This is a genomic window from Nonomuraea muscovyensis (genome assembly GCF_014207745.1).
GTDB lineage: Bacteria > Actinomycetota > Actinomycetes > Streptosporangiales > Streptosporangiaceae > Nonomuraea > Nonomuraea muscovyensis.
The window spans coordinates 509,212-532,905 of record NZ_JACHJB010000003.1; the positions used below are offsets into that span (position 1 = coordinate 509,212).

Annotated in this window: 26 protein-coding genes; 17 read left to right on the plus strand and 9 right to left on the minus strand. The window is 70.2% G+C overall.

Annotation, left to right across the window (positions count from 1 at the left end):
• Positions 1-2: 2 nt before the first annotated feature.
• The 14 genes from rplO to truA all read left to right on the plus strand — a co-directional run bounded on the left by rplO (position 3) and on the right by truA (position 9,932).
• The gene (rplO, locus tag FHU36_RS34190; RefSeq protein ID WP_185088193.1) at positions 3-458 is read left to right on the plus strand and encodes a 50S ribosomal protein L15; all 456 of its coding nucleotides are present in this window, start codon (positions 3-5) and stop codon (positions 456-458) included.
• A gap of 171 nt (positions 459-629) precedes the next feature.
• Complete coding sequence (gene secY / locus FHU36_RS34195; RefSeq protein WP_185088194.1) at positions 630-1,940, plus strand: preprotein translocase subunit SecY; 1,311 nt, start codon at positions 630-632, stop codon at positions 1,938-1,940.
• Complete coding sequence (locus FHU36_RS34200; RefSeq protein WP_185088195.1) at positions 1,940-2,590, plus strand: adenylate kinase; 651 nt, start codon at positions 1,940-1,942, stop codon at positions 2,588-2,590. The genes secY and FHU36_RS34200 overlap by 1 nt, the downstream gene beginning before the upstream one ends.
• A gap of 111 nt (positions 2,591-2,701) precedes the next feature.
• Positions 2,702-3,511 (plus strand): type I methionyl aminopeptidase, encoded by an 810-nt coding sequence (gene map / locus FHU36_RS34205; RefSeq protein ID WP_185088196.1) that lies wholly within the window; start codon positions 2,702-2,704, stop codon positions 3,509-3,511.
• A 16-nt stretch (positions 3,512-3,527) separates the two neighbouring features.
• A complete protein-coding gene (locus tag FHU36_RS34210; protein WP_185088197.1) occupies positions 3,528-3,962 on the plus strand; it encodes a DUF1707 SHOCT-like domain-containing protein in 435 nt (144 codons plus the stop codon).
• 105 nt (positions 3,963-4,067) lie between these two features.
• Positions 4,068-4,487, plus strand: a complete 420-nt coding sequence (locus FHU36_RS34215; RefSeq protein WP_185088198.1) for a hypothetical protein — start codon at positions 4,068-4,070, stop codon at positions 4,485-4,487.
• 468 nt (positions 4,488-4,955) lie between these two features.
• A complete protein-coding gene (gene infA, locus FHU36_RS34220) occupies positions 4,956-5,177 on the plus strand; it encodes a translation initiation factor IF-1 (protein ID WP_012887858.1) in 222 nt (73 codons plus the stop codon).
• Positions 5,178-5,201: 24 nt separating this feature from the next.
• A complete protein-coding gene (rpmJ, locus tag FHU36_RS34225) occupies positions 5,202-5,315 on the plus strand; it encodes a 50S ribosomal protein L36 (RefSeq protein ID WP_003956441.1) in 114 nt (37 codons plus the stop codon).
• 235 nt (positions 5,316-5,550) lie between these two features.
• On the plus strand, positions 5,551-5,931 hold the full coding sequence (gene rpsM, locus FHU36_RS34230) for a 30S ribosomal protein S13 (protein WP_080043219.1): 381 nt from the start codon (positions 5,551-5,553) through the stop codon (positions 5,929-5,931).
• Between the two features lie 45 nt (positions 5,932-5,976).
• A complete protein-coding gene (gene rpsK / locus FHU36_RS34235; RefSeq protein ID WP_020542285.1) occupies positions 5,977-6,381 on the plus strand; it encodes a 30S ribosomal protein S11 in 405 nt (134 codons plus the stop codon).
• A 20-nt stretch (positions 6,382-6,401) separates the two neighbouring features.
• Positions 6,402-7,028 (plus strand): 30S ribosomal protein S4, encoded by a 627-nt coding sequence (rpsD, locus tag FHU36_RS34240; protein ID WP_185088199.1) that lies wholly within the window; start codon positions 6,402-6,404, stop codon positions 7,026-7,028.
• A gap of 101 nt (positions 7,029-7,129) precedes the next feature.
• Entirely contained in the window at positions 7,130-8,146 is a 1,017-nt protein-coding gene (locus tag FHU36_RS34245) for a DNA-directed RNA polymerase subunit alpha (protein ID WP_101783560.1), read from the plus strand.
• Between the two features lie 144 nt (positions 8,147-8,290).
• Positions 8,291-8,833: a 50S ribosomal protein L17 gene (gene rplQ / locus FHU36_RS34250; RefSeq protein ID WP_185088200.1), complete on the plus strand. Its 543-nt coding sequence runs from the start codon at positions 8,291-8,293 to the stop codon at positions 8,831-8,833.
• A gap of 115 nt (positions 8,834-8,948) precedes the next feature.
• Positions 8,949-9,932 carry a tRNA pseudouridine(38-40) synthase TruA gene (gene truA / locus FHU36_RS34255; protein WP_185088201.1) on the plus strand — a complete coding sequence of 328 codons (984 nt, stop codon included), beginning with the start codon at positions 8,949-8,951 and terminating at the stop codon, positions 9,930-9,932.
• Here the strand turns inward: truA and FHU36_RS34260 are convergent.
• The 3 genes from FHU36_RS34260 to FHU36_RS34270 all read right to left on the minus strand — a co-directional run bounded on the left by FHU36_RS34260 (position 9,897) and on the right by FHU36_RS34270 (position 15,120).
• Positions 9,897-12,308, minus strand: a complete 2,412-nt coding sequence (locus FHU36_RS34260; protein ID WP_185088202.1) for a hypothetical protein — start codon at positions 12,306-12,308, stop codon at positions 9,897-9,899. The two genes, truA and FHU36_RS34260, sit on opposite strands and share 36 nt — an antisense overlap.
• 288 nt (positions 12,309-12,596) lie before the next feature.
• Positions 12,597-14,342, minus strand: a complete 1,746-nt coding sequence (locus FHU36_RS34265) for a hypothetical protein (protein WP_185088203.1) — start codon at positions 14,340-14,342, stop codon at positions 12,597-12,599.
• 22 nt (positions 14,343-14,364) lie between these two features.
• On the minus strand, positions 14,365-15,120 hold the full coding sequence (locus FHU36_RS34270) for a CAP domain-containing protein (RefSeq protein ID WP_185088204.1): 756 nt from the start codon (positions 15,118-15,120) through the stop codon (positions 14,365-14,367).
• 309 nt (positions 15,121-15,429) lie between these two features.
• Between FHU36_RS34270 and rplM the strand changes: the two genes are divergently transcribed.
• The 3 genes from rplM to glmM are packed head-to-tail and all read left to right on the plus strand — an operon-like array spanning position 15,430 to position 17,769.
• On the plus strand, positions 15,430-15,873 hold the full coding sequence (gene rplM, locus FHU36_RS34275) for a 50S ribosomal protein L13 (protein WP_185088205.1): 444 nt from the start codon (positions 15,430-15,432) through the stop codon (positions 15,871-15,873).
• A gap of 26 nt (positions 15,874-15,899) precedes the next feature.
• Complete coding sequence (gene rpsI, locus FHU36_RS34280; protein ID WP_185088206.1) at positions 15,900-16,421, plus strand: 30S ribosomal protein S9; 522 nt, start codon at positions 15,900-15,902, stop codon at positions 16,419-16,421.
• Between the two features lies 1 nt (position 16,422).
• Entirely contained in the window at positions 16,423-17,769 is a 1,347-nt protein-coding gene (gene glmM / locus FHU36_RS34285) for a phosphoglucosamine mutase (RefSeq protein ID WP_185088207.1), read from the plus strand.
• Positions 17,770-17,831: 62 nt separating this feature from the next.
• On the opposite strand, the gene FHU36_RS34290 is transcribed toward glmM, so the two are convergent.
• The 6 genes from FHU36_RS34290 to coaA all read right to left on the minus strand — a co-directional run bounded on the left by FHU36_RS34290 (position 17,832) and on the right by coaA (position 23,615).
• Complete coding sequence (locus tag FHU36_RS34290; RefSeq protein ID WP_185088208.1) at positions 17,832-18,548, minus strand: ABC transporter permease; 717 nt, start codon at positions 18,546-18,548, stop codon at positions 17,832-17,834.
• 510 nt (positions 18,549-19,058) lie between these two features.
• Entirely contained in the window at positions 19,059-19,973 is a 915-nt protein-coding gene (locus FHU36_RS34295) for an ABC transporter ATP-binding protein (protein ID WP_185088209.1), read from the minus strand.
• Positions 19,970-20,827: an ABC transporter permease gene (locus FHU36_RS34300; protein WP_185088210.1), complete on the minus strand. Its 858-nt coding sequence runs from the start codon at positions 20,825-20,827 to the stop codon at positions 19,970-19,972. The genes FHU36_RS34295 and FHU36_RS34300 overlap by 4 nt, the downstream gene beginning before the upstream one ends.
• Entirely contained in the window at positions 20,820-21,728 is a 909-nt protein-coding gene (locus FHU36_RS34305; RefSeq protein WP_185088211.1) for an ABC transporter ATP-binding protein, read from the minus strand. The genes FHU36_RS34300 and FHU36_RS34305 overlap by 8 nt, the downstream gene beginning before the upstream one ends.
• Positions 21,729-21,768: 40 nt before the next feature.
• The gene (locus FHU36_RS34310) at positions 21,769-22,695 is read right to left on the minus strand and encodes a DUF389 domain-containing protein (RefSeq protein ID WP_185088212.1); all 927 of its coding nucleotides are present in this window, start codon (positions 22,693-22,695) and stop codon (positions 21,769-21,771) included.
• A gap of 17 nt (positions 22,696-22,712) precedes the next feature.
• Positions 22,713-23,615 (minus strand): type I pantothenate kinase, encoded by a 903-nt coding sequence (gene coaA, locus FHU36_RS34315; protein ID WP_185088890.1) that lies wholly within the window; start codon positions 23,613-23,615, stop codon positions 22,713-22,715.
• Between the last annotated feature and the right edge of the window lie 79 nt (positions 23,616-23,694).

Here is a 23,694-nt window from a genome sequence, read left to right on the forward strand (position 1 = left end):
TCATGACTGACAAGGCTCCGCTCAAGATTCACGATCTGCGTCCTGCTCCGGGCGCCAACAAGGCCAAGATCCGTAAGGGTCGCGGCGAGGCGTCCAAGGGCAAGACCGCCGGTCGCGGTACCAAGGGCACCAGGGCGCGCACCGGGGTCCACCTCGGGTTCGAGGGTGGCCAGGTGCCGCTGCAGAGGCGTCTGCCGAAGCTCAAGGGCTTCTCCAACGCCCTGTTCAAGACGACCTACCAGGTCGTCAACCTGGACAAGCTCGGTGAGCTGTTCCCCGAGGGCGGCGACGTCACCGTGGAGACGCTGGTCGCCAAGGGTGCTGTTCGCAAGAACCAGCTCGTCAAGGTGCTGGGCACCGGTGAGATCTCCGTCGCGGTCAACGTGCAGGCGCATGCCTTCTCGGCCGCCGCGAAGGAAAAGATCGCCGCTGCTGGTGGCTCCGTTACCGAGCTGTAGTTTCGCTATGACGAGGCGTGGGGGCCCTGACAATGGGCTCCCACGCCCGTAGTGCGTTAGAGTTCGCGAGACGGCAGGATTCTGTCCTGCTCGTTTGTACCTGAGACTTCAGATGGCAGACCCCCGCTCCATCGCATACCCACATCGCCGTATAGGCGCGCAGGAGGGACCGTGCTGACCGCGTTTACCCGGGCGTTCCGGACGCCGGACCTGCGCAAGAAGTTGCTCTTCACTCTGGGCATCATCGCGCTGTTCCGCCTTGGCTCGGTTCTTCCGACTCCAGGCGTTCACGTCGAGAATCTCGCCGCCTGTTACGACCAGGCCCGCACGGGCGACACCGGCAACATTTACGGGATGGTGCAGCTGTTCAGCGGCGGCGCGCTCCTGAAGCTGTCGATTTTCGCCCTCGGCATCATGCCGTACATCACCGCGAGCATCATCCTCCAGTTGCTCGTCGTCGTGATCCCACGCCTTGAGGCGTTGAAGAAGGAAGGACAGTCAGGCCAGACCAAGATCACGCAGTACACGCGTTATCTGACGATCGGCCTCGGCGTCCTGCAGTCCACCGCCTTCATCGCGCTCGCGCGCTCCGGTCAGCTCTTCCCCGACTGTCAGCAGAGCGTGCTGATCAACCCGAACGACGTCTTCCAGATCGTCACGATGGTCATCATCATGACGGCTGGCACCTCGGTCATCATGTGGCTCGGTGAGCTCATCACCGATCGCGGTGTCGGCAACGGCATGTCGATCCTGATCTTCACCTCCGTCGTGTCGATCTTCCCGTCCGAGCTGGCCAACATCTTCCAGGCCAACAAGTTCACCTTCGCCGTGGTCATGGTGGTCGGCATCTTCATGATCGCCGCGGTGGTCTTCGTGGAGCAGGCGCAGCGCCGCATCCCGGTGCAGTACGCCAAGCGGATGGTCGGCCGCAGGATGTACGGCGGCACGTCCACCTACATCCCGCTGAAGGTCAACCAGGCCGGCATCATCCCGGTCATCTTCGCCTCGTCGCTGCTCTACCTGCCGCAGCTGGTGACCTCGCTGTTCGCCAACGCCGAGAACCCCAACGCGGTCGTGCAGTGGATCTCGCAGAACCTCGCCACGGGCGACACGGCGATCTACATGATCACGTTCTTCTTGTTGATCGTGTTCTTCACGTACTTCTACGTGTCCATCACGTTCAACCCCCCTGAAGTAGCCGACAACATGAAGAAGTACGGTGGGTTCATTCCGGGCATCCGTCCGGGCCGGCCGACGGCTGAATACCTGAACTTCGTGCTCACCCGTCTGACCGCGCCCGGCGCGCTCTATCTGGGTCTCATCTCCATGGTCCCGATCGTGGCGCTCTCGGTGGCCGGTGCGAGCCAGAACTTCCCGTTCGGAGGGACGAGCATTCTGATCATGGTTGGTGTCGGCCTGGACACGGTCAAGCAAATCGAGAGCCAGCTGCAGCAGCGTAACTACGAAGGTTTCCTGCGGTAGTGCGTCTCGTTCTGGTCGGGCCCCCCGGAGCGGGAAAGGGGACGCAGGCCCAGTACATCGCATCGAACCTGTCCATCCCGAAGATCTCGACAGGTGACATTTTCCGTGCCAACGTCTCTGGCGGCACGGAGCTCGGCAAGTTGGCCAAGACCTACATGGACCGCGGCGACCTGGTGCCCGACAAGGTCACCATCGCCATGGTCCGTGACCGCCTCTCGGAGGACGACGCGCAGGACGGGTTCCTGCTCGACGGCTTCCCCCGCAACGTTCCCCAGGCCGAGATCCTGCGCGACATGCTCAAGGACTGGGGTCAGGCGCTCGACCTGGTGCTGGAACTCGTCGTCGACGACGACGAGGTGGTCAGGCGGCTGGCCGGGCGGCGCACCTGCAGCCAGTGCGGGCGCATCTGGCACGTCGAGTTCGACGACAAGCAGGACGACCTGTGCGACGCCTGCGGCGGATCGCTCTTCCAGCGTGACGACGACAAAGAGGAGACCATCCGGCACCGCCTGGAGGTCTACCAGGAGCAGACGGCGCCGCTCGTCGCCTACTACGCCGACGAGGGCATCCTGGTCGGGGTCGACGCGACGGGACCGGTCGAGGAGGTCACCCAGCGGGCCATGGAGGCCATCCGCCCGTTCATGGGATAGCTGTAAGGATCGAATGTCCGAGGTGGCACGAGTTTTCGTGCCACCTCGCGGCTATTGTGGGGGAATTGGGCTCCCGCGTCCGCCCGTTGCATACCCTGGGGGTGCCGAGACGTGTTCAAGAAGAACAGGCATGGAATTCAGATCAAGACGGCCGAGCAGCTCGACAAGATGCGCGCTGCCGGCCTTGTCGTCGGACGCACGCTGGACCTGCTGAGGCGCGTGGTCGAGCCCGGGATGACGCCGCTCGACCTCGACGTCATCGCCGAGAAGGCCATCAGGGACGAGGGGGCCGTCCCGTCCTTCAAGGGCTACCAGGGGTTCCCGGCGACGATCTGCGCCTCGGTCAACGACGAGGTCGTCCACGGCATCCCGACCAACGCCCGCAAGCTTCGCGAGGGCGACATCATCTCCATCGACTGCGGTGCCATCCTCGACGGGTGGCACGGCGACTCCGCGGTGACGGTGCCCGTCGGCGAGGTCGATCCCAAGCTCACCGAGTTGATGCGGGTCACCGAGGAGGCGATGTGGCGGGGCATCGCCGCGCTGTCGATCGGCCGGCGACTGTCCGACATCGGGTACGAGATCGAGAAGTACGTCCGGTCGCAGGGCCGCTTCGGCATCCCGGCGGAGTACGGCGGCCACGGCATCGGCACCGAGATGCACATGGAGCCGTGGATCGCCAACCACGGCCGCCCCGGCCGGGGTCCCTCCCTGGAGGAGGGGATGTGCCTGGCGATCGAGCCCATGGTCAACCTGGGCACCGAGCGGACGCGCGTCCTGGCCGACGACTGGACGGTCGTGACGATCGACGGCAAACAGTCCGCGCACTTCGAGCACAGCGTCGCCGTGACACATAATGGACCTTGGGTGCTGACCGCCCTCGACGGGGGCGCGGAGCGTCTGGCGCAACTGCATAACTAGCCGGGGAGTGGTGGGCATGTCGCAGAGCCCCGAGATGCGAGCCTCCGACGTCGAACGTGACCGGGTGGCCGCAGTGCTCCGGGAACACACCGCGGTGGGGCGGCTCACCATGGACGAGTTCAACGAACGGCTGGAGCAGCTCTACAAGAGCAAGACGTACGGCGAGCTGGCCCGGCTGACCGCCGACCTGCCGGACGTGGACCTGCGCCAGCGCCAGGTGGCGAAGGTGCCGGAGGCGGCCGTCGCGAAGAAGCAGCACGCCGGCATGCGCGCGGCCTGGGGCGCCTGGGCGATGGCCAGCTCGATCAACTGGGCCATCTGGCTGATCATCAGCGTCACCTCCGGCGACATGGTCTACCCGTGGCCGCTGTGGGTGATGGGGCCGTGGGGCGTCATCCTGCTCGTGAGCAGCGTCTTCGGCGGGAACGAGGACAACAAGAAGAAGTCCTGAGTGTGCACAAGTGCATTCTGCGCATTCCTCCACAGAACGTAGCGGCGAATCTTCCTAACGTGAGCGGTGTCCAGAACAGACGACACCCCTCACCGGAGGAACGACATGCGTAAGATCCTCGCCACCGCCGCCCTCGCCGGCTCCGTGGTCACCGGCCTGGCGCTCACCGCCCCGGCCGCCCAGGCGGCCACCGCCTCCGCCCCCGTGGCCGCCGCCTCCCAGACGGCGCCGGTGCACAAGTGGGGCAAGTTCTACTCGGCCAACCACAAGGCCTACACCTACGGCTACACCTGGAAGTCGAAGGGCAAGGTCCACACCAAGTGGTACGGCAAGGAGTTCACGAACAAGGCCGGCTGGGTCTGGTTCCGCTACGAGCTCCACGGCGGTGGCGGCGGCAAGTTCGCCCTGAAGTGGGACGGCTCGCACAGTGGCACCTGGTCCAAGAAGGGCATCAAGAAGCTCTACACCTACACCTGCTGGGGCGGGAAGTTCACCGCGTGCGGCAAGGTGTACCGCATCTACTGACGCGTGGCCGGCGGCCGCTGAGCCCGTCCCGGACCCGCTGGTTCGCACTGCCGGCTCCTACGAGCCGCGGGGCAGCCACACGGGGGCGCAGTGCGGAGGGCGCCGGGAAGCGGCCGTGACGGCACGGCGCACGACAGCGACGCGACAGGCCCGCCGGGGAACCGGCGGGCTTGTCCGCGTTGCGGCTCGCGACCCATCGGCATCACGGGGCCACGGAGCCGGGGTCGCTCGGCCGCGGTGAAGGGGCCGGAGGGGCGGCGGAGTGGGGTAAACTGGCGCCTGGTTGTGTCAGGACACCTGGCACGCGTTTCGCGTTTTAGTCTCAGGTGTCGTACACTCCTTAGTCGGCTCACTATGACCATCGCGCGTCGGCGGCCTTTGCCGGTTGCCGCTCTCTTCGAAGCGTGAGGTCGCGGCTGCTTAGTGAACCGGAGCCTCAGACGATCGATCAGTGAAACGCGAGGGATTTTGGCCAAGAAAGACGGCGCCATCGAGATCGAGGGCACTGTGGTCGAGTCGCTCCCGAACGCCATGTTCCGGGTGCAGCTCGACAACGGCCATAAGGTCCTGGCCCACATCAGCGGACGGATGCGGATGCACTACATCCGGATTCTGCCTGACGACCGGGTGGTCGTGGAACTGAGCCCCTACGACCTCAGTCGTGGGCGGATCGTCTACCGATACAAGTAAGACGTCTGAGGAACACGAAGGACAATGAAGGTAAAGCCGAGCGTCAAGAAGATCTGCGACAAGTGCAAGGTGATCCGCCGGCACGGTCGCGTCATGGTGATCTGCGACAACCTGCGCCACAAGCAGCGCCAGGGCTAGTCGCCGCAAGGCTCCTCCGAGTCCGCCCCAGCAGGGAGCGGGCTCGACGCATGAGGAGCCGGAGTCAGTAATAGCGCGTCACACCTGAGCAGGCGGCGTCACCGGGTTCCGGCCCGGGGGCAGCGGGCCGTACCACTCAGGAGACCCCCGGTCGGAGGCCGGGGCCCTCACCCCGGGCATGGGGAGGGGTAGTGAGGCGCAAGACCTCCGCCACACCGAAGGAGAATGCCCGACCATGGCCCGCCTGGTTGGCGTCGACCTCCCCCGCGAGAAGCGGCTGGAGATCGCTCTCACCTACATTTACGGAATCGGCCGCACCCGCGCCAAGGAAATCCTTGAGGCCACGGGTGTCAGCGGCGATCTGCGCGTGCACCAGCTCAGCGACACCGAGCTCGTCCCGATGCGTGACTACATCGAGGCGAACTTCAAGATCGAGGGTGACCTGCGCCGCGAGGTCCAGGCCGACATCCGTCGCAAGATCGAGATCGGTTGCTACCAGGGCATCCGGCACCGTAAGGGCCTGCCCGTCCACGGCCAGCGCACCCAGACCAACGCGCGCACCCGCAAGGGCAAGAAGAAGACCGTGGCCGGCAAGAAGAAGCCCGGTAAGAAGTAGTCCGCGCAGCCGCGAGACCGAACACCTCAGGAGTGAAGGCAAAGGATGCCTCCTAAGAGCCGTCAGGGTGCGCCGAAGAAGGTGCGCCGCAAGGAGAAGAAGAACGTCGCTCACGGGCACGCCCACATCAAGAGCACGTTCAACAACACGATCGTCTCGATCACGGACCCCAACGGCAACGTGATCTCCTGGGCCAGCGCCGGCCACGTGGGGTTCAAGGGCTCCCGTAAGTCCACCCCGTTCGCCGCTCAGATGGCCGCCGAGAACGCCGCCCGCCGTGCCATGGAGCACGGCATGCGCAAGGTCGACGTCTTCGTCAAGGGTCCCGGCTCCGGCCGTGAGACCGCGATCCGCTCCCTCCAGGCCACCGGCCTCGAGGTGGGTTCGATCCAGGACGTCACCCCGGTTCCGCACAACGGCTGCCGTCCGCCGAAGCGCCGCCGCGTCTGAATTCCAGGAGAGATTGAGAAATGGCTCGTTACACGGGCGCGGACTGCAAGCTCTGCCGTCGTGAGAAGACCAAGCTCTTCCTCAAGGGCAGCAAGTGCGAGTCCGCCAAGTGCCCCATCGAGATTCGCCCCTACCCGCCGGGCGAGCACGGTCGCGGTCGTCCCAAGGAGACCGAGTACCAGCTCCAGCTTCGCGAGAAGCAGAAGACCCGTCGCATCTACGGCGTCCTCGAGAAGCAGTTCCGCAACTACTACGAGGAGGCTGCGGGCAAGAGCGGCAAGTCGGGTGAGGTGCTGCTCCAGATCCTGGAGAGCCGTCTCGACAACGTCGTCTACCGCGCCGGCTTCGCCCAGTCGCGTGACGCCGCTCGCCAGCAGGTCCGCCACGGTCACATCACCGTGAACGGCAAGAAGGTCGACATCCCGTCGTACCGCGTGCGCGAGCACGACATCATCGAGGTGCGCGAGAGCAAGCGCAACCTCCTGCCGTACGAGGTGGCCCGCGCCACCGCCGGCGAGCGCACGGTCCCGGCCTGGCTGGGCGTCGTTCCCGACAAGCTCCGCATCCTGGTGCACCAGCTGCCCGTCCGGCAGCAGATCGACACCCAGGTCCAGGAGCAGCTCATCGTCGAGTACTACTCCAAGTAGTCCTCGCGGCTGAATGGCGTACGGTTCGCCGTACGCCATTTAGGCTTGTTACATCGGAGTGGCGTCATATAGCGGGCGCCGCACGAACAGGGGAGACCCGCATGCTGATCGCTCAGCGCCCGACTCTTCTCGAAGAGTCGATCGACGAGACCCGGTCCCGGTTCGTCATCGAGCCGCTGGAGCCGGGCTTCGGCTACACCATCGGCAACTCGCTGCGCCGCACGCTGCTGTCGTCCATTCCGGGCGCGGCCGTGACGAGCATCCGCATCGAGGGCGTGCTGCACGAGTTCTCGACCGTTCCCGGGGTCAAGGAAGACGTCACCGACATCATCCTCAACCTCAAGGAGCTGGTCGTCTCCTCCGAGCACGACGAGCCGGTCGTGATGTACCTGCGCAAGCAGGGCCCGGGCGAGGTGACCGCCGCCGACATCGCGCCGCCCGCCGGTGTCGAGGTGCACAACCCCGAGCTGCGCATCGCCACGCTCAACAGCAAGGCCAAGCTGGAGATGGAGCTGACCGTCGAGCGCGGTCGCGGCTACGTCTCCGCCGCCCAGAACAAGCAGCCGGGCCAGGAGATCGGTCGCATCCCGATCGACTCCATCTACTCCCCGGTGCTCAAGGTCACGTACAAGGTCGAGGCGACCCGAGTCGAGCAGCGCACCGACTTCGACCGCCTGATCCTCGACGTCGAGACCAAGGCGGCCATGAAGCCGCGCGACGCGGTGGCCTCCGCCGGTAAGACGCTCGTCGAGCTGTTCGGCCTGGCCCGTGAGCTCAACGTCGAGGCCGAGGGCATCGACATCGGCCCGTCGCCGACCGACGCCGCCCTGGCCGCCGACCTGGCGCTGCCGATCGAGGAGCTCAACCTCACGGTCCGCTCCTACAACTGCCTCAAGCGCGAGGGCATCCACACCGTGGGTGAGCTCGTGGCCCGCAGCGAGCAGGACCTGCTCGACATCCGCAACTTCGGTGCCAAGTCCATCGAAGAGGTCAAGCAGAAGCTGCACGAGATGTCGCTGGCGCTCAAGGACTCCCCGCCCGGGTTCGACCCGAGCGCGGTGGCCGGCGCCGGTTACGACGACGACGACAGCGCGTACGTCGAGACCGAGCAGTACTGAACCCGGTGAGGGCCCTCGCGGCCCTCACCTCTCCCCGTGCCGTTCGGCGCGGACGACAGTAACGGATCGCAGCAGCGACGGCGGTCCGGCCCGACTCCGGTACCTGGTACGGCCGGGGCGGGTTGACATCCAAGGAGAACTCCCATGCCCAAGCCCACCAAGGGCGCACGTCTTGGCGGCAGCCCGGCTCACGAGCGGCTGATCCTGGCGAACCTCGCCACGGACCTGTTCCGCCACGGCAAGATCCGCACCACGGTTGCCAAGGCCAAGCGCCTCCGCCCGCTGGCGGAGCGCCTGATCACCAAGGCGAAGAAGGGCGACATCCACAACCGTCGCCAGGTGCTCACCGTCGTCAAGGACAAGGGCGTCGTTCACCACCTCTTCACCGAGATCGCGACGACGTTCGCCGAGCGTCCCGGCGGCTACACCCGCATCACCAAGATCGGGGCGCGTAAGGGCGACAACGCTCCGATGGCGGTCATCGAGCTGGTGACCGAGCCGCTGAACACGGTCCGCGTCTCGCGCACCGACGCGCCGGCCACCGCGGCTGCCCCGGCCAAGGCCGAGGAGAGCGAGGCTCCCGCCGCGGAGGAGGCTCCGGCCGCCAAGGCCGACGAGTCCGCCGAGGCTCCCGCCGCCGAGTCTGCTGACGAGGCCAAGGACGAGGCGAAGAAGGACGAGGCCTGATCTTTCGGGCAGTCTGTTCCGGGTCCGGTTCCCCGCACGGGGTTCCGGGCCCGTTTCTCGTTTCCGGCCCCGTCGCGTGGCGGGGCCGGTGTCGCGCAATGTGTGGAGGAAGTTCGTGGTACGGCTCCGCCTCGACCTCGGGTACGACGGCACCGACTTCTCCGGCTGGGCCCGGCAGCCCGGGCGGCGCACCGTTCAGGGGGAGATCGAGCAGGCGCTCGGCCGGATCCTGCGCCTGGCCGAGCCGCCCGCGTTGACCGTGGCCGGGCGCACCGACGCCGGGGTGCACGCCCGGGGGCAGGTGGCCCACGTGGACCTGCCGGTGGCGGCCCTCGCCGAGCTCGACCGCAACCGCCGCACCACCCGTCCGGCACAGCCGGGGGCCGGGGTGGGCGGCGCCGCGGGCGATCGGCCGGGTGGCGGGCTGGACGGGGCGCCGGAGGGAGTGCCCGCGGAGGGGTTGCCCCCGGACGTGGACGAGAGGCTCGCCACGCTCGTGCGGCGGCTGGGCGGGGTCCTGGAGCCGGATGTGCGGGTTCATCGGGTCTGCGTGGCTCCTGACGGCTTTGACGCCCGATTCTCCGCTCTGTTCCGCCGTTACGCGTACCGGGTGAGTGACGCGCCGGGAGGGGGCGACCCGCTGCGCCGCCGCGAGGTCGTCTGGCACAACCGGCCGCTGGAACCGGACGCGATGAACGCGGCGGCCGCGCGGTTGCTCGGCGAGCACGACTTCGCGGCGTTCTGCAAGAAGCGCGACGGCGCGACGACGATCAGGGAGCTGCAGCGGCTCCGGTGGGTGCGCGACGACGGCGGTCCGCTCGTGGCCACGGTGGTGGCGGACGCGTTCTGCCACTCGATGGTGCGGGCGCTGGTCGGGGCGTTGCTGGCCGTCGGTGACGGGCGGCGGCCCGTGGAGTGGCCGGCCCAGGTGCTGGGCCGGGCCGTACGCGACTCGGGTGTGCACGTGGCGCCCGCGCACGGGCTGTGCCTGGAGGAGGTCGGCTACCCGCCGGAGGCGGAGCTGGCGGCACGCGCCGCCGCGACGCGGCGGGTACGCACCGCGTCAGCCGGCGGCGATGCGCCGTTCGAGGACGAGTGACATCTCGTCGCGGAAGGCGTCGCTCACCTTTCCCAGCGTCTTGTCCTTGGCTCCCGGCGTGTGGCCGTCGGCGTAGGTCGCGTAGCTGAAGACGATGTAGCGGCCCCAGACCACGCCGGCCGCGTAGCCGCCGGCGATGTGCACGCGCTCGGCGCCGCTCCCCGCAGGTCCGGGGAGCGGGCGGAACCAGACGTTGCGGCCCAGGTTCTTGGCCTTGTCGGCGCGCAGCGCCGCCTCCTTGCTGGGGAAGACGGCGATGCCGCTCGTCACGGCGTAGCGCCGCTTGGCGTCGACGTAGGTCGCGCGCAGCACCCGGCTGCACTTCTCCTCGCGCAGCGCCTCCGCGAACGGCCCGGAGGCGGCCTCCCTGCAGGTCGCCTCGTTGTGCGTCTTGACCCGGGTGAAATCGGCGCCCGCCGCCTCCACCTTCTTGCGCCGGAACGCCTCCGACATCGACATCTTCTTCGGGTCGGTCTCGTCGGAGTCGAGTACGGCCGCGGCAGGGACCGTGGGTGAGGCGGACGGGGCCGACTCGGTGACGGTCGGGGACGCGGGTGGCGGGGTCGTCGCGGTGGCGGCCGTCGTGGCGCGCGGCGGGGGCGCGCTCAGTGAGCGGTAGGCGAAGAAGCCGCCGGTGGCGACGCCCGCCAGCACCAGGACGCCCACGGTCGCGAGCAGGGCCCGCTTGCTCTTGCCGGGTTGTTCGGCGGGCGGCTCGGTGGGGCCGGGCGGCTGCTTGAACGGGCCGTCCGGCAGGCCGGGGCCGCTCTGCGGGGGCTTGGGCAGCGGGAACGTCGTGGGCGGCTGCTGGAGCGGCCGGGGAGCGGGTGCGGCGGGTTTGCCCCAGATGTCGCGGGTGAAGGGCAGTTCGGGGAGCTGCTCCTCCTGTCGCTGTTCCTCGGTCTGGGGCGGGGGCGGCCAGCCCGCCGCCGGGGCGGTCTGCCGGGTGCCGGGCGGGGATGCCTGCTGGCCGGCAGGCCGGCCGCCGGGGGGTGGCGCGGTGGCTTGGTGGCCGGCTGGTGCGGCGGGTGGCCCGGCGGTGGGGGGCGGTGTGTCTCCGGGCCGCGGCGCGGGGGAGGCGTCGGGGGCGGGAGGCTGCGGGGTGGCGGTGTGGGGAGTGGCCGGCCAGACCGGGATGTCGCCGGGTTCGGCGGGACGCGCGCCAGGGGCGGGGGCGCCCGGCGGGGTCGGGTGCTGGACCGGCCGGGTCTCGTCCTGCGGGGAGGGCGCGCTCGGCCGGGCCGGAACGTCGGGTGCGTGGGGGCCCTCGATGGGGTGCGGGGCGGGGTGCGGGGCCGTCGCGTTGAGGTCCAGACCGTGGGGGGCGGTCGCGTTCGGGTCCGTGGAGGGCTGCGGGGCTTCCGCGGTGGCGCTGGGGGTGGGCGGGTCCGCGGCGGGGGTGTGCGGGTCCGAGGTGGGGGTGTGCGGGGTCGCCGGGGCCGGGCGGTGCTCGGCGGGCGATGACTCGTCGCCGTCCAGACCTGGCACGGGCTCGCCGGTCGCGGCAGGCCACGGGGGCATGGCGGGCGTGTCCGAGACCGGGGCGGGCCATACCTGCATGCCGGCCGCGGCGGCGGTGAAGGCGGGCGGCGGCTCCCAGCGCGGAGTGCCCGGGACAGGCCCGCCTGCCCAGGTGGACGGCTGCTCGGCGGGCGTCTCGTCCGCGTACCAGTCGTAGGGTGCGGCGTCGGCCGCCGGCACCTCCCATGGGTGGGCGGCGTCCCCCGCCGTACCGGAGGGGGTGGCGGCGTGGTCGTGCGAGGGGAGACCGGTCGGCGCGGCGAGGGGCCCCGGTGCCCGGCCGCCCTCGTACGCCTGGTGGGGGGCCGGCGCGGGGAGGCCGCTCGGCGAGGGCTGCGGCGGCCGGCCCTGGGCGGCGGAAGGGGGCGTCGGCCGGGTGGCTCCCGTGCCCGTCGGCGGCTGAGCCCCGCCCGGCCCGGCCGCAGGACCGGCTACGGGACCCTGCGCCGGGCCGTGGGCTCCGGGAGCGTCGGGCGTCGTGGGGCCGTGCGCCGTGAGACCGGGGGGAGTGGAGCCAGGGGGCGGCGTGGCGGGAGCCGCCGGCGTGGGGGACGGCGAGAGCCCCGCATGGCCGGGCGTCGCGTCCGCGGCCGGGAAGGGCGCGTGCGGTGAGGTCGTGTCCGCAGTCGGGAAGGGCGCGTGCGGTGAGGTCGTGTCCGCCGCCGGGAACGGCACGTGCGGTGAGGTCGTGTCCGCCGCCGGGAACGGCACGTGCGGTGAGGTCGTGTCCGCCGCCGGGAACGGCACGTGCGGTGAGGTCGTGTCCGTGGGCGGGGACGGCATGCCGGAGGCCGTCGCGTCCGTGGGCGGGGACGGCATGCCGGAGGCCGTCGCGTCCGTGGGCGGGGACGGCATGCCGGAGGCCGTCGCGTCCGGTTGTGGACGCGGCGGGTGGTCGGGGGACGTCGCCTCCGATGGGGCCCCCTGCGGGGCCGGAGCGCGGTGGTCGGCGGGCCGGCCGAAGCTCGGCGGTGGCGTCGCCGCTGCCGAGCCGTCGGCTTGCCCACGATCGTGCTCAGACCCGGGTTCCTGGCCACGCATAGGGGGAGCCTAGCGAGAGACGCAAGATCGCCACGGCGGTATGGGCGTTCCCGGTCGGATGGAACGTGTGGTTCGTACCTTTTTCTCGCTGGAAGGGCGGATTCAGCTCCCCGGGTGACCTGTCAGGGAACGGGCGTCGAGGGCCTTGAAGACGGTCGCCTTGGTGATGTCGTCGACCGCGCGCATGATCGCCTTCTGGGACTTCTTGTCGGGCTTGCTGCCGTCCTTGTTCTGGAACCAGATCATGACCGCGTAGTGGCCGTGCATCCAGACGTTGGCGCCGCCGCTGCCCGAGCCGACGAGCTTGGTGACCTCGTCCTTGCCCGGCAGCGGCTTGACGTAGTTGGCGTCGCTGCCGACGGAGGTGACCTTGGTGGCGGCCTTGCTGGTGCTGAGGTTGGCCACGCCGACCGTGCCGATCACCTTGCCGGCCTTGTCACGGAAGCTGGCGCGGATGAGCTGGGTGCACTTGCCGTCCTTGAGCGCCTTCTGCATCTTGGCGCCCATGGCGCCGTCGGCGCACTTCTTGAGCTTGCTGGTGATCGTCAGCTGGTACGAGCGCCCGGAGACGGTGACCTTCTTGCCCGGGAAGAGCTCCTTGACCGTGAGCGGCTCGGGGTCCGTCTTGCGGCTGCCGGCGTAGGCGTACTTGCCGGCCGGGCCCGACGGCAGCGGGGCGGAGGTGCGGCGGGTCGTCTGCGCGGCGGTGGTGGCGTCGTCGCCGGACTTGAACATCACGACGAGGGCCGCCACCAGCAGGCCGAGCACCGCGACGCCGCCGAGGACCGCATAGAGCGGCCCGCGGGAACGCGGTCCCTCGGCGTAGGGGCTCCACGTGTCGCGGCGCTGCGCGGTCTTGGTGTCGTCGGTGGCCTCCTTGCCGTCCGCCGCGCCGGAGTGATGTCCGCCCTCGGCGCCGGGGATTGCGAGCTCGTCCGAGTCGCCGCCGAAGGGGGCGCGCCTGCGTGAGCCCCGGCGGGACGGGGGCGATCCGGAGGTCGCGGCGTCGAAGGGGTCGCGTCCACGGGTGCCGGGATCGGTGGGGCCCGCTCCGGAGGCGCCGGATTCGAACGGGTCGCGTCCGCGCGTGCCGGGACCGTCGGAACCGCGCACGCCTGGGCCGGCGGGGTCGGAGCCACGGGCGCCTGGGCCGGCGGGGTCGGAGCCGCGGGCGCCTGGGCCGCCGGGGCCGGGCGCGGACGGTCCCGCGCCGAACGGGCCGCGCGCCCCGGGGCCCGACGGCCCGGCACCGGACGGTCCCTGGGCGGATGCGTCGAAGGGGTCGTGCTGGGCGGGGCCCGCGCCGGGGCTTCCCGCGTCGAACAGGCCACGGAGGGCGGGGCCCGAGCCAGGGGCTCCGACGTCGAACGGGTCGCGCTGGGGGCCGCCCGGCGCGAACGGCTCGCGGCGCGAGGGCCCGGGCCCGCCGGGGCCGCCGGGGCCTGCTCCACCGGGTCCGGGCCCGCCCGGGCCGGGTGCGCCGCGCCCGGGTCCGCCGGGCCCGCCGCGACCGGAGCCCGGGCCGCCCGGGCCGGAGGCGGCGGTGTCGAAGGGGTCGTGGGCGGCGTCGGAGCCGAAGAAGCCAGACCCGCCGGGCCCCGCCGGGCCACCTCCGAAGGAACCCGAGGGCCCCCCGCCGAAGGGGCCGGACGGGTCCGCGCCGAACGGGTCCGGGGCGGCGCCGAAGGGGTCGGTCATGCCGAACGTGTCGCCCGTGTCGGCGGCCTCCTTGCGACCCTTGCGCGAACGGCGGGGAGAGGCGCTCTCGGCGTCGTCGGCACGCTTCTTCCTCAGGAAGCGGCGCGGGGCGCTCTCCGTGCTGTCTTCGCGGTCATCGGGGAAAGCCATGCGGTGACATTACCGCGACGCCTCAGGAGTAGCCGAAGTCCTGAGTCCACCACGGCCCTCCCGGACCGTCGGCCACGCCCACACCGATGGCCCGGATCCGGCAGTTGAGGATGTTCTGGCGATGGGCGGGGTTGGCCAGCCACCCCCTGACCGCCTCCTCGGGGCTGGTGTAGCCGCGGCCGATGTTCTCGGCGGCGCCCGCCTGGTATCCGGCCCGCTCCATCCGCTCCCACGGCGACGAGCCGTCGGGGGAGTCGTGCGCGAAACGGCCGCTCCTGGCCATCTCCAGCGAGTGGGCGCGGGCGGACCGGGTCAGCCGGGCGTCCACGCGCAGCGGGCCGCAGCCCTGCCTGGCGCGGGCGGAGTTGGTGAGCGTGACGACCTTGGACGCCATGCCGGGCGCCGGCTGGATCTCCTCGCCGCCGAGCACCCGGGCGTTGTCGTCGACGATGAAGCCGCGCACCTCGTCGGTCGGCGAGGCCGACGGCCTGGGGCTCCGGCTTCTGGCCGACTGACCGCGGGGTACCTCCGTCGTCTCCTCGCGCTCGATCCGGCCCGCGTGCGGCTGGGCCTTCCTGGGTGACGGGGTGGCCTTGGCGGCGGCGGGCGGCGCGGTCTCGTTGAGGTAGATGTGGCCGGCCGGGGCGGCGTCGTCGCTCAGCCGTCCGAGAAGCACGCCCGTGAAGAACAGGGCCGCCATGAGGCAGACCACGACACCCAGATGGCTCCGGCGCCGGGCGCTCCGCTGGGTGTGCCGGGTGTGAGAGGTCTGCCGCATACCGCAGTCAACGATAGAGATGTCGGGTCCTGGTGAAGAAGAGATTGCCGGGAACCGAAATAGAACCGTTCTGTGGTCGGGTAGACTCGCTCAGGGTTACCGGTGTTTTGACCTGCGCCCGTGAGGGCGGGTAACCTCATCGTTCGTTGTGTGCATAGGTCCAGCGTGACCAATGCGCGGCGCGTCCGGCGTCATCTCCCATCTTTGCGGAGACGGAAGGTCCGGGCCGTCGTGTGCCCGCACCGACCGACCCCAGCGCTGCCGCATCCGGCAGCGCGCCGAAGACGCGAGCAAAAGAAGGCTACGACCGTGCGCACGTACTCACCGAAGCCCGCCGACGTCCAGCGTCAGTGGTACGTCATCGATGCGACCGATGTCGTGCTGGGCCGGCTGGCCAGCCACGTCGCGACCCTGCTCCGCGGCAAGCACAAGCCGATCTTCGCCCCGCACGTCGACACCGGTGACTTCGTCATCGTGATCAACGCGGGCAAGGTCTCGCTCAGTGGCAACAAGCTTGAGCAGAAGAAGGCCTACCGCCACTCGGGCTACCCGGGCGGTCTGCGCTCCGTGAGCTACGGCGAGCTCATGGAGAAGCGGCCGGAGAAGGCCGTCGAGAAGGCCGTCAAGGGAATGCTGCCCAAGAACTCCCTCGGCCGGAAGATGGCCAAGAAGCTGAAGGTCTACGCGGGTGCCGAGCACCCGCACCTGGCCCAGCAGCCGGTGCCGTTCGAGATCACCCAGATCGCCCAGTAGTAGTTCGAAAGATTTAGAGGAGAACCGTGGCTGAGCCCACCGGTGTCGAGACGGCCGTCGAGGCCGAGGTGGAGGACTTCTCCGGCGAGGAGTTCCCTTCCGAGTACACCACCGAATCCGCTGCCAGCGCTGACGCCCCTGTGCGCAAGCCCGTCACCACGGGCAACTCGTACGGAACCGGCCGCCGCAAGGAGGCGATCGCCCGCGTGCGGATCGTCCCCGGCACCGGCAAGTGGACGATCAACGGTCGTTCGCTGGACGTGTACTTCCCCAACAAGGTCCACCAGCAGATCGTCAACGAGCCCTTCGTGGTGCTCGGCGCCGAGGAGGCGTTCGACGTCATCGCGCGCATCGACGGCGGCGGCGTGACCGGCCAGGCCGGTGCGCTGCGCATGGGCCTGTCCCGCGCGCTGGCGATCCTGGACGTCGAGGTCAACCGGCCGCCGCTGAAGAAGGCCGGATTCCTCACCCGTGACGCGCGCGCCACGGAGCGGAAGAAGTACGGCCTCAAGAAGGCCCGTAAGGCTCCGCAGTACAGCAAGCGCTAAGTTGGCGCGTCTTTTCGGCACCGACGGGGTACGTGGGGTCGCGGGACGCGACCTCACGGCTGAGCTCGCCATGGACCTCGCGGTCGCGGCGGCTCACGTCCTCGGCGATGCAGGCGTGTTCACCGCTACCGGACGCCGTCCGATAGCGGTCGTAGGCCGGGACCCGCGTGCCTCGGGAGAGTTTCTCGAGGCCGCCGTGGTCGCCGGCCTCGCGTCGTCCGGAGTGGATGTGCTGCGCCTCGGCGTGCTGCCCACCCCGGCCGTCGCCCACCTCACCGCCGCGCTCGGCGCCGATATCGGCGTCATGCTGTCGGCCTCGCACAACCCGGCGCCCGACAACGGGATCAAGTTCCTGGCCCGCGGCGGCTTCAAGCTGTCCGACGCGGTCGAGGACGAGATCGAGCGGCGGCTGGGCGAGGACTGGAGCTTCCCCGTCGGTTCGGCCGTGGGGCGGGTGCGCGACGCGTACGGTGAGGCTGATCGCTACATCACCCACGTGCTGTCCACGGCGCGCGGCGGGCTCGACGGCCTTCACGTCGTCGTCGACTGCGCCCACGGGGCCGCGCACATGGTGGCGCCGGAGGCGCTGCTGCGGGCCGGGGCCACGGTCGAGGCGATCGGAGCAAGGCCCGACGGGCTCAACATCAACGCCGGTCATGGCTCCACCCACCTCGACAAGCTGCAGCAGGTCGTGATCTCGCGCGGTGCCGACGCCGGCATCGCCTACGACGGCGACGCCGACCGCTGCCTGGCGGTCGACCACACCGGCGCGGTGATCGACGGCGACCAGATCATGGCGATCCTGGCCGCCGCCATGCACGCCGGGGGCGAGCTGGCCAAGGACACCGTGGTCGCGACCGTGATGTCCAACCTGGGCTTCAAGCTGGCCATGCGCGAGGCGGGCATCCACGTGGTGGAGACCGCCGTGGGCGACCGCTACGTGCTGGAGCGGATGAAGGCCGACGGCTACAACCTGGGCGGTGAGCAGTCGGGCCACGTCATCATGCTCGACCACGCCACCACCGGCGACGGGCTGCTGACCTCGCTCCACCTGCTCGCGGTCGTCGCCTCGTCCGGCAAGTCGCTGCGCGAGCTGGCCGCGATCATGACGCCGCTGCCGCAGGTGCTGATCAACGTCACGGACGTCGACAAGGGCAAGGCCAAGTCGGCCGAGCTGGCGACGGCGGTCACCGAGGCCGAGACGGAGCTGGGCGACACGGGCCGGGTGCTGATCCGGCCGAGCGGCACGGAGCCGATGATCCGCGTCATGGTCGAGGCCTCCTCCGAGGACCAGGCCACCAAGGTCGCCGAGCATCTCGCCGGCGTGGTGCGCGCCGTCTGCGTCTGACGCCCGCCACCGGGTACGGCATGCGCGCTGCGCGTGGCGTACCCGGTTTCGCGTGGTCCGGGCTATTCGTCGCCGGTGAGGGCGAAGACGCGCAGCCGCAGGCCGGCCCACACGACGGCGACCACGGTCGCGATGACCAGGGCCGGGGCGGCGAAGCCGAGCGTGATCTGGGCCTCCAGGTAGGGTGAGGTGGAGATCTGGTCGGCGATCGTCCGCCCCCACTGCTGGATCGAGAATTTCTGGGCGCCCGGGACCAGGTTGCCGACGAGGCTCTCCCAGACCAGGGCGTAGACGACGCCGATCGTCACCGCGTGCCGGGTGACGACCCCGAGCAGCAGGAACACCGCCGCGTAGGCGATGCCCGCGACCAGCGAGCCGACGGCGAACCCGAGGGCGATGCCGTCCTCGTTGCGCACCAGCAGCCAGGCCGCGAGATACGTCGGCACCGCGGCGAACAGCACCAGCAGCGACGCCGCCACCGCGAACTTGGTCTGCGCGATGACCGGGCGGGAGATCGGCTTGGACATCAGGTGGATGACGGTGCCGTCGTCGATCTCCGGAGCGATCACACCGGTGCCGACGATGAGGCCGAGCAGCGGGAGCATGGTGCCCAGGGCGAAGTTGTTCATCAGCATCGTGGCGTAGCGCTGGTCGGCGTTGCCGGTCAGGCGCAGCAGCACGGCCAGGCCGAGTAGGCCGAGCGGCAGCAGGAGCAGCAGCACGATCCGCCGCCGCCCGAGCAGCGCCCGGTAGGTGATGCCGGCGACGACTGTGTTCATGGCCTCACTCCGTTCGGCGGCTCGGTCGCTGGGACCCGGCGTCTTCCCTCGTCGCTCTGGTCGCTGCGCTCCCGCCGCTCCTCAGTCCAGACGCCGGCGCTCCCTCGCGGGTTCATGGCCTCACTCCGTTCGGCGGCTCGGTCGCTGGGACCCGGCGTCTTCCCTCGTCGCTCTGGTCGCTGCGCTCCCGCCGCTCCTCAGTCCAGACGCCGGCGCTCCCTCGCGGGTTCATGGCCTCACTCCGTTCGGCGGCTCGGTCGCTGGGACCCGGCGTCTTCCCTCGTCGCTCTGGTCGCTGCGCTCCCGCCGCTCCTCAGTCCAGACGCCGGCGCTCCCTCGCGGGTTCATGGCCTCACTCCGTTCGGCGGCTCGGTCGCTGGGACCCGGCGTCTTCCCTCGTCGCTCTGGTCGCTGCGCTCCCGCCGCTCCTCAGTCCAGACGCCGGCGCTCCCTCGCGGGTTCATGGCCTCACTCCGTTCGGCGGCTCGGTCGGGGGGAGTCGGCGGTTCATCAGGTGCTCCGGTTGATCAGGTACGAGAAGACGCTTTCCAGGTCCTCGTCGGCGGGGGAGACCTCGTGCAGGCGGATGCCCTCGGCGCGGGCGACCTGGGGCAGCAGTCGGGCGAACCGGCGGAACTCGACGGCCTGCACCTCCAGTCCCTCGGGCCGGAGCGTGACGCCGCCCGCGGAGCTGTCGAGCATCAGCGTGGCGGCGAGCTTGCGGTCGTCGCTGGAGCGGATCCTGAACAGGTGGGGCCGGTCGGTCATCAGCCGGCGGATCTCCCGGAAGTCGCCCGACGCGGCGTGCCGGCCGGCGACGAGCACCTCGATGTGCTGGGCGACCCGTTCGACCTCTTCGAGGATGTGGGAGCTGAACAGGATCGTCTTGCCCCCGGCGCCCATCGTGCGGATGAGGTCCATGAGGTGCATCCGCTGGCGCGGGTCCATGCCGTTGAACGGCTCGTCCAGCAGCAGCACCGCCGGGTCGTGGACGAGCGCGGCGGCGACCTTGACCCGTTGGCGCATGCCCTTGGAGTAGGTCTCGACGCGGCGGTCCTTGGGCTCCTCCATCTCGACCGTGGCCAGCGCCTTGCGGGCGGCCTCGACCGGGTCGGGCAGGCCGTGGAGCTTCGCCGCCGACAGGACGAACTGCCAGCCGGTGAGGAAGCCGTACACACCCTCCCGCTCAGGGACGAGACCGATATTTCGATAGATGTGGTGGTTCTTCCAGACGGTGGTGCCGTCCAGGGTGACCGTCCCGCCCGACGGGGCGAGGAACCCGGCCATCATGTGCAGGAGCGTCGACTTGCCCGCCCCGTTGGGGCCGAGCAGCCCGGTGACGCCGGGCCCGATGGTCATGGTGACGTCGTTGACCGCGACGACGTTGCCGTACCACCGGGAGGCCTGGGAGAGCACGATGTTCACCGCGAGGCCGCCTTCCGGTAGCGGAGGGCGAGGGCCGCCAGCGCTGCGGCGATGAGCACGACGACGAGGACGCCGGAGATCGGCCCGGCGGGGTAGCCGTCGCCGTCGGCGTTGGGCACGGTGCCGAACAGCCACACCTGCACCGCGTCGACCAGCCAGAACGGGTTGAGCAGCCAGGCCCACCTGGCGGCGGCGTCGTTGCCGGCGGACTCGAGCATGGCGTAGACGATCGGGACCGAGGCGGAGGACAGCAGGTAGACGGTGATCACCGAGGCCACGCCGAGCCCGCGCCGGGGCGTGAACGAGGCGACGGCCAGGCCGAACGACGACAGCAGCAGCGCGAGCAGCAGCCCGGTGGCCATGGCGCCCAGGTACTCGCCGGTGGCCGGCGGCCCGTCGAGGTCGATGAGCAGCTCGCCCACGTACATGAGAGTCAGCGGCGCCGCGACCAGCGCGAACAGCGCCACGGTCATCGCCACGATTTTGGCGGTGACGTACTCGGTGACCGTGACAGGCCGCGACAGGTAGAGCGGCAGCACCCGGAAGCGCAGGTCGGGCGCCACGGCCGTGGGCCCCTGCGCGGCCAGGAAGATGGCGAGCACCGCCTGCATGACCACGGCGAAGGCGCTGTAGGTCAAGCCGCGCTGGCCCAGCAGGGCCATCATCGCGATCGACACGATCGCGGGCAGCAGCATGATGGTGGCCAGGCCGAACGGCACGATCTTGCCGCGGGCGGTGCGGCCGAGCCCGAAGACGCCGCGCAGGGTGTGGACCGTGAGGGCGCGCGTGGCGTGGCCCCGGCCCAGGCGCGGCCCGTCGTAGTGGCGGTAGCCGATGTCGTAGATCTCAGACATGGGCGGCCTCGTCCCTGAAGACGTCCTCGATGCGCTGGCGGCCCCGTTCCAGCCGGATGAGGCAGAGGTCGAGGTCGGCGGCGGCGTCGCGGATGGCGTCGAGCGTCTCGGGACCGTTCACCTGGACCAGCAGCATCCGCCCGTGCGGGGTGACGCCGTGGCCGAGCTGCGCCAGCCGCTCTGCCAGCGCTCCGGTGCCCTCGTCCACCTCGACGGTGACGCTCTGGGTGGTCTGGGTGAACTCGGCGATCGCGGAGGAGCGCAGCAGCCGCCCGCCGTCGATGACGATCACGTGGTCGCAGATGCGTTCCAACTCGCCGAGCAGATGGGAGGTGACGAGCACGCTGATGCCGAACTCGGTGCCGATGCGCCGGATCAGGGTCAGCATCTCGTCGCGCCCGCGGGGGTCGAGCCCGTTGGTCGGCTCGTCCAGGAAGATCAGCTTGGGGTCGTGCACCAGGGCTTGGGCGAGCTTCACCCGCTGCTTCATGCCGGTGGAGTAGCCGCCGATGGCGCGGTAGCGCTCCTCGGCGAGCCCGACGTGGCGCAGCACGTCGGCGGCCCGCTCGCGGGCGGCCGTGCGCGGCAGCCCGGACATGCGGGCGAGGTGGACGACCAGCTCGGTGGCGGAGACGTCGGGTGGCAGGCACTCGTGCTCGGGCATGTAGCCGACGAGCCCGCGGATCTGCGCGCCCTTCGTCGTGACGTCCAGGCCGAGCACCCGCGCGCTGCCCGAGGTGGGCGGGAGCAGGCCGAGCAGGATCTTGATGAGCGTCGACTTGCCCGCCCCGTTGGCCCCCACGAGCCCCGTCACGCCGGGCCCGGTGGTGACCGTGAGCGCGTCGAGCGCCGTTACGGTCGGGAAGCGTCTGGTCAGCCCCTCGATGTCGAGGATGTGCATGATCGGGACCCTACCCGCCGCCTCCGGGCCGCCGCATCGGTCACACGGATGAGCCGCGTCCTACTTGAGGCCAGAATCTGCGCTGGATCGCGAGGGTGACGGTGCCGGCGACGAGCATGCCGGCGACGTTCAGCGTGAGCTGCGTCACCGAGCCGGCCACCTCGGTCCACTCGCGCAGCGCCAGCGCCACCGCCACGTAGCCGGCCGCGGGGACCGTGGTCACCGAGATGAAGACGCCGATCAGCGCCGACGACTTGCCGCCGGTGATCGACAGCACCCCGGCCGCCCCGGCGAGCATGGCCACGATGAACGACCACCGGTCCGGCTTGACGATGAACTGCACCTCCTCGTTCACCCGGAGGTTGGCCGGGCCGATCCAGCCCAGCCGGACGGACACGAGCGCGCAGGCGAACGTCACCGCGATGGCGATGGCGAAGCCCACGGCGAGCGTCCGGCCGGCGCCGGCCACCAGCCTCCACCTGGCGCTCAGCAGCCCGAAGCAGATGGCGGCGATGGCCCCGAACTCCGGTCCCAGCACCATCGCCCCGACGATCAGCACGATGGAGTTGAGGGCCACCCCGATGCCGGCGAGCTGCGTGGCGATCGTCAGGAACGCCAGGTACGCCCAGGTGATGCGCGACTCGGCCGAGACCCGCTGGGCGAGCTGGGCCCAGATCACCGCGTCGTCGGGGTCGCCCGGCGCCTCCTCGACGGCCTCCTCGGCGGCCTTCGACAGGGCGAGGTCGATCTGCGCCAGGGCGATCGAGCCCTCCTCGTGCAGCCAGGGGAGCGCGCCGATCACCGCGTTGGCCGACTCGCGGGCCAGGTCGGCCTGGACCAGGTCGCCCTGGGGGGTGACGGCCGCGCCGGGGAACACGACGATGTTCGTGGCCCCCGGGCACTCCTCCAGCACCGTCAGCACCTCGCGGGTGCGGGCGGCGGGGCTGATCACTCGAAGATGAAGCACGCGCTCATTGTGGTCGATCAGGTGCGGCGCAGGCGCACGCGGCGGACGGAGTGGTCGGCGCCCTTCTTGAGCACCAGGTCGGCGCGCCCGCGGGTGGGAGCGATGTTCTCGACGAGGTTGCGCTCGTTGATGTCGCGCCAGACGTTCACCGCGAACTCCGTCGCCTCCTCCTGCGACAGCTCGGCGATGTAGCGGAAGTAGGACTTGGGGTCCTCGAACGCGGTGCGGCGCAGCTTGTGGAAGCGCTCGACGTACCAGGTGCGGATGTTCTCGACCTTGGCGTCGACGTAGATGGAGAAGTCGAAGTAGTCGTTGACCGCGAGAGAGGTCGGCGGGGCCGGCTGGAGGACGTTCAGCCCCTCCATGATCAAGATGTCGGGACTTTTCACGATCTGGTGGGCGCCGGGGACGATGTCGTACTCCAGGTGGCTGTAGACCGGCGCCCGCACCTCCGCCGCCCCCGACTTCACCTCGGCCACGAACCTGACCAGTGCCCTGCGGTCGTAGCTCTCGGGGAAGCCCTTGCGGTGCATGATGCCCCTGGCCTCCAGCACCGCGTTCGGGTAGAGGAAGCTGTCGGTGGTGATCAGCTCCACGTGCGGATGCTCCGGCCAGCGGGCCAGCAGGGTGTGCAGCAACCGGGCCGTGGTCGACTTGCCGACCGCGACGCTGCCAGCGATGCCCAGGACGTACGGCACGCGCGACTCCGCGTGCCCGAGGAAGGCGCTCAGTACGCTGCTGCGCTGCTTGGATCCGGTGTAGTGCAGGTTCAGCAGCCTCGTCAGGGGGAGGTAGATGTCGGTGACCTCGACGAGATCGATGGGATCGTCGACGCCGCGCAACTCTTCCAGCTCATCTGCGGTGAGAGTCAAGGGCGTGTTCTTGCGGAGATCGCTCCACTGCTCCCTGCTCAGTTCCACGTAGCCGTTGTTCACCTAGGCAGCGTAGCGACGCGCGAAGGTGCGACTCCGGTCGGGTGGGGCGCGTTGTCCACAGGCT

Coding starts and splice junctions, on each gene's coding strand:
- FHU36_RS34210 (WP_185088197.1), top strand. CDS start 3,528: ATGTCGCAGAGCCCCGAGATGCGAGCCTCCGACGTCGAACGTGACCGG.
- FHU36_RS34245 (WP_101783560.1), top strand. CDS start 7,130: ATGCTGATCGCTCAGCGCCCGACTCTTCTCGAAGAGTCGATCGACGAG.
- FHU36_RS34215 (WP_185088198.1), top strand. CDS start 4,068: ATGCGTAAGATCCTCGCCACCGCCGCCCTCGCCGGCTCCGTGGTCACC.
- rplO (WP_185088193.1), top strand. CDS start 3: ATGACTGACAAGGCTCCGCTCAAGATTCACGATCTGCGTCCTGCTCCG.
- FHU36_RS34260 (WP_185088202.1), bottom strand. CDS start 12,308: ATGCCGTCCCCGCCCACGGACGCGACGGCCTCCGGCATGCCGTCCCCG.
- FHU36_RS34265 (WP_185088203.1), bottom strand. CDS start 14,342: ATGGCTTTCCCCGATGACCGCGAAGACAGCACGGAGAGCGCCCCGCGC.
- FHU36_RS34290 (WP_185088208.1), bottom strand. CDS start 18,548: ATGAACACAGTCGTCGCCGGCATCACCTACCGGGCGCTGCTCGGGCGG.
- rplQ (WP_185088200.1), top strand. CDS start 8,291: ATGCCCAAGCCCACCAAGGGCGCACGTCTTGGCGGCAGCCCGGCTCAC.
- FHU36_RS34305 (WP_185088211.1), bottom strand. CDS start 21,728: ATGCACATCCTCGACATCGAGGGGCTGACCAGACGCTTCCCGACCGTA.
- rpsM (WP_080043219.1), top strand. CDS start 5,551: ATGGCCCGCCTGGTTGGCGTCGACCTCCCCCGCGAGAAGCGGCTGGAG.
- rpsD (WP_185088199.1), top strand. CDS start 6,402: ATGGCTCGTTACACGGGCGCGGACTGCAAGCTCTGCCGTCGTGAGAAG.
- rpsK (WP_020542285.1), top strand. CDS start 5,977: ATGCCTCCTAAGAGCCGTCAGGGTGCGCCGAAGAAGGTGCGCCGCAAG.
- FHU36_RS34300 (WP_185088210.1), bottom strand. CDS start 20,827: ATGTCTGAGATCTACGACATCGGCTACCGCCACTACGACGGGCCGCGC.
- FHU36_RS34270 (WP_185088204.1), bottom strand. CDS start 15,120: ATGCGGCAGACCTCTCACACCCGGCACACCCAGCGGAGCGCCCGGCGC.
- rpmJ (WP_003956441.1), top strand. CDS start 5,202: ATGAAGGTAAAGCCGAGCGTCAAGAAGATCTGCGACAAGTGCAAGGTG.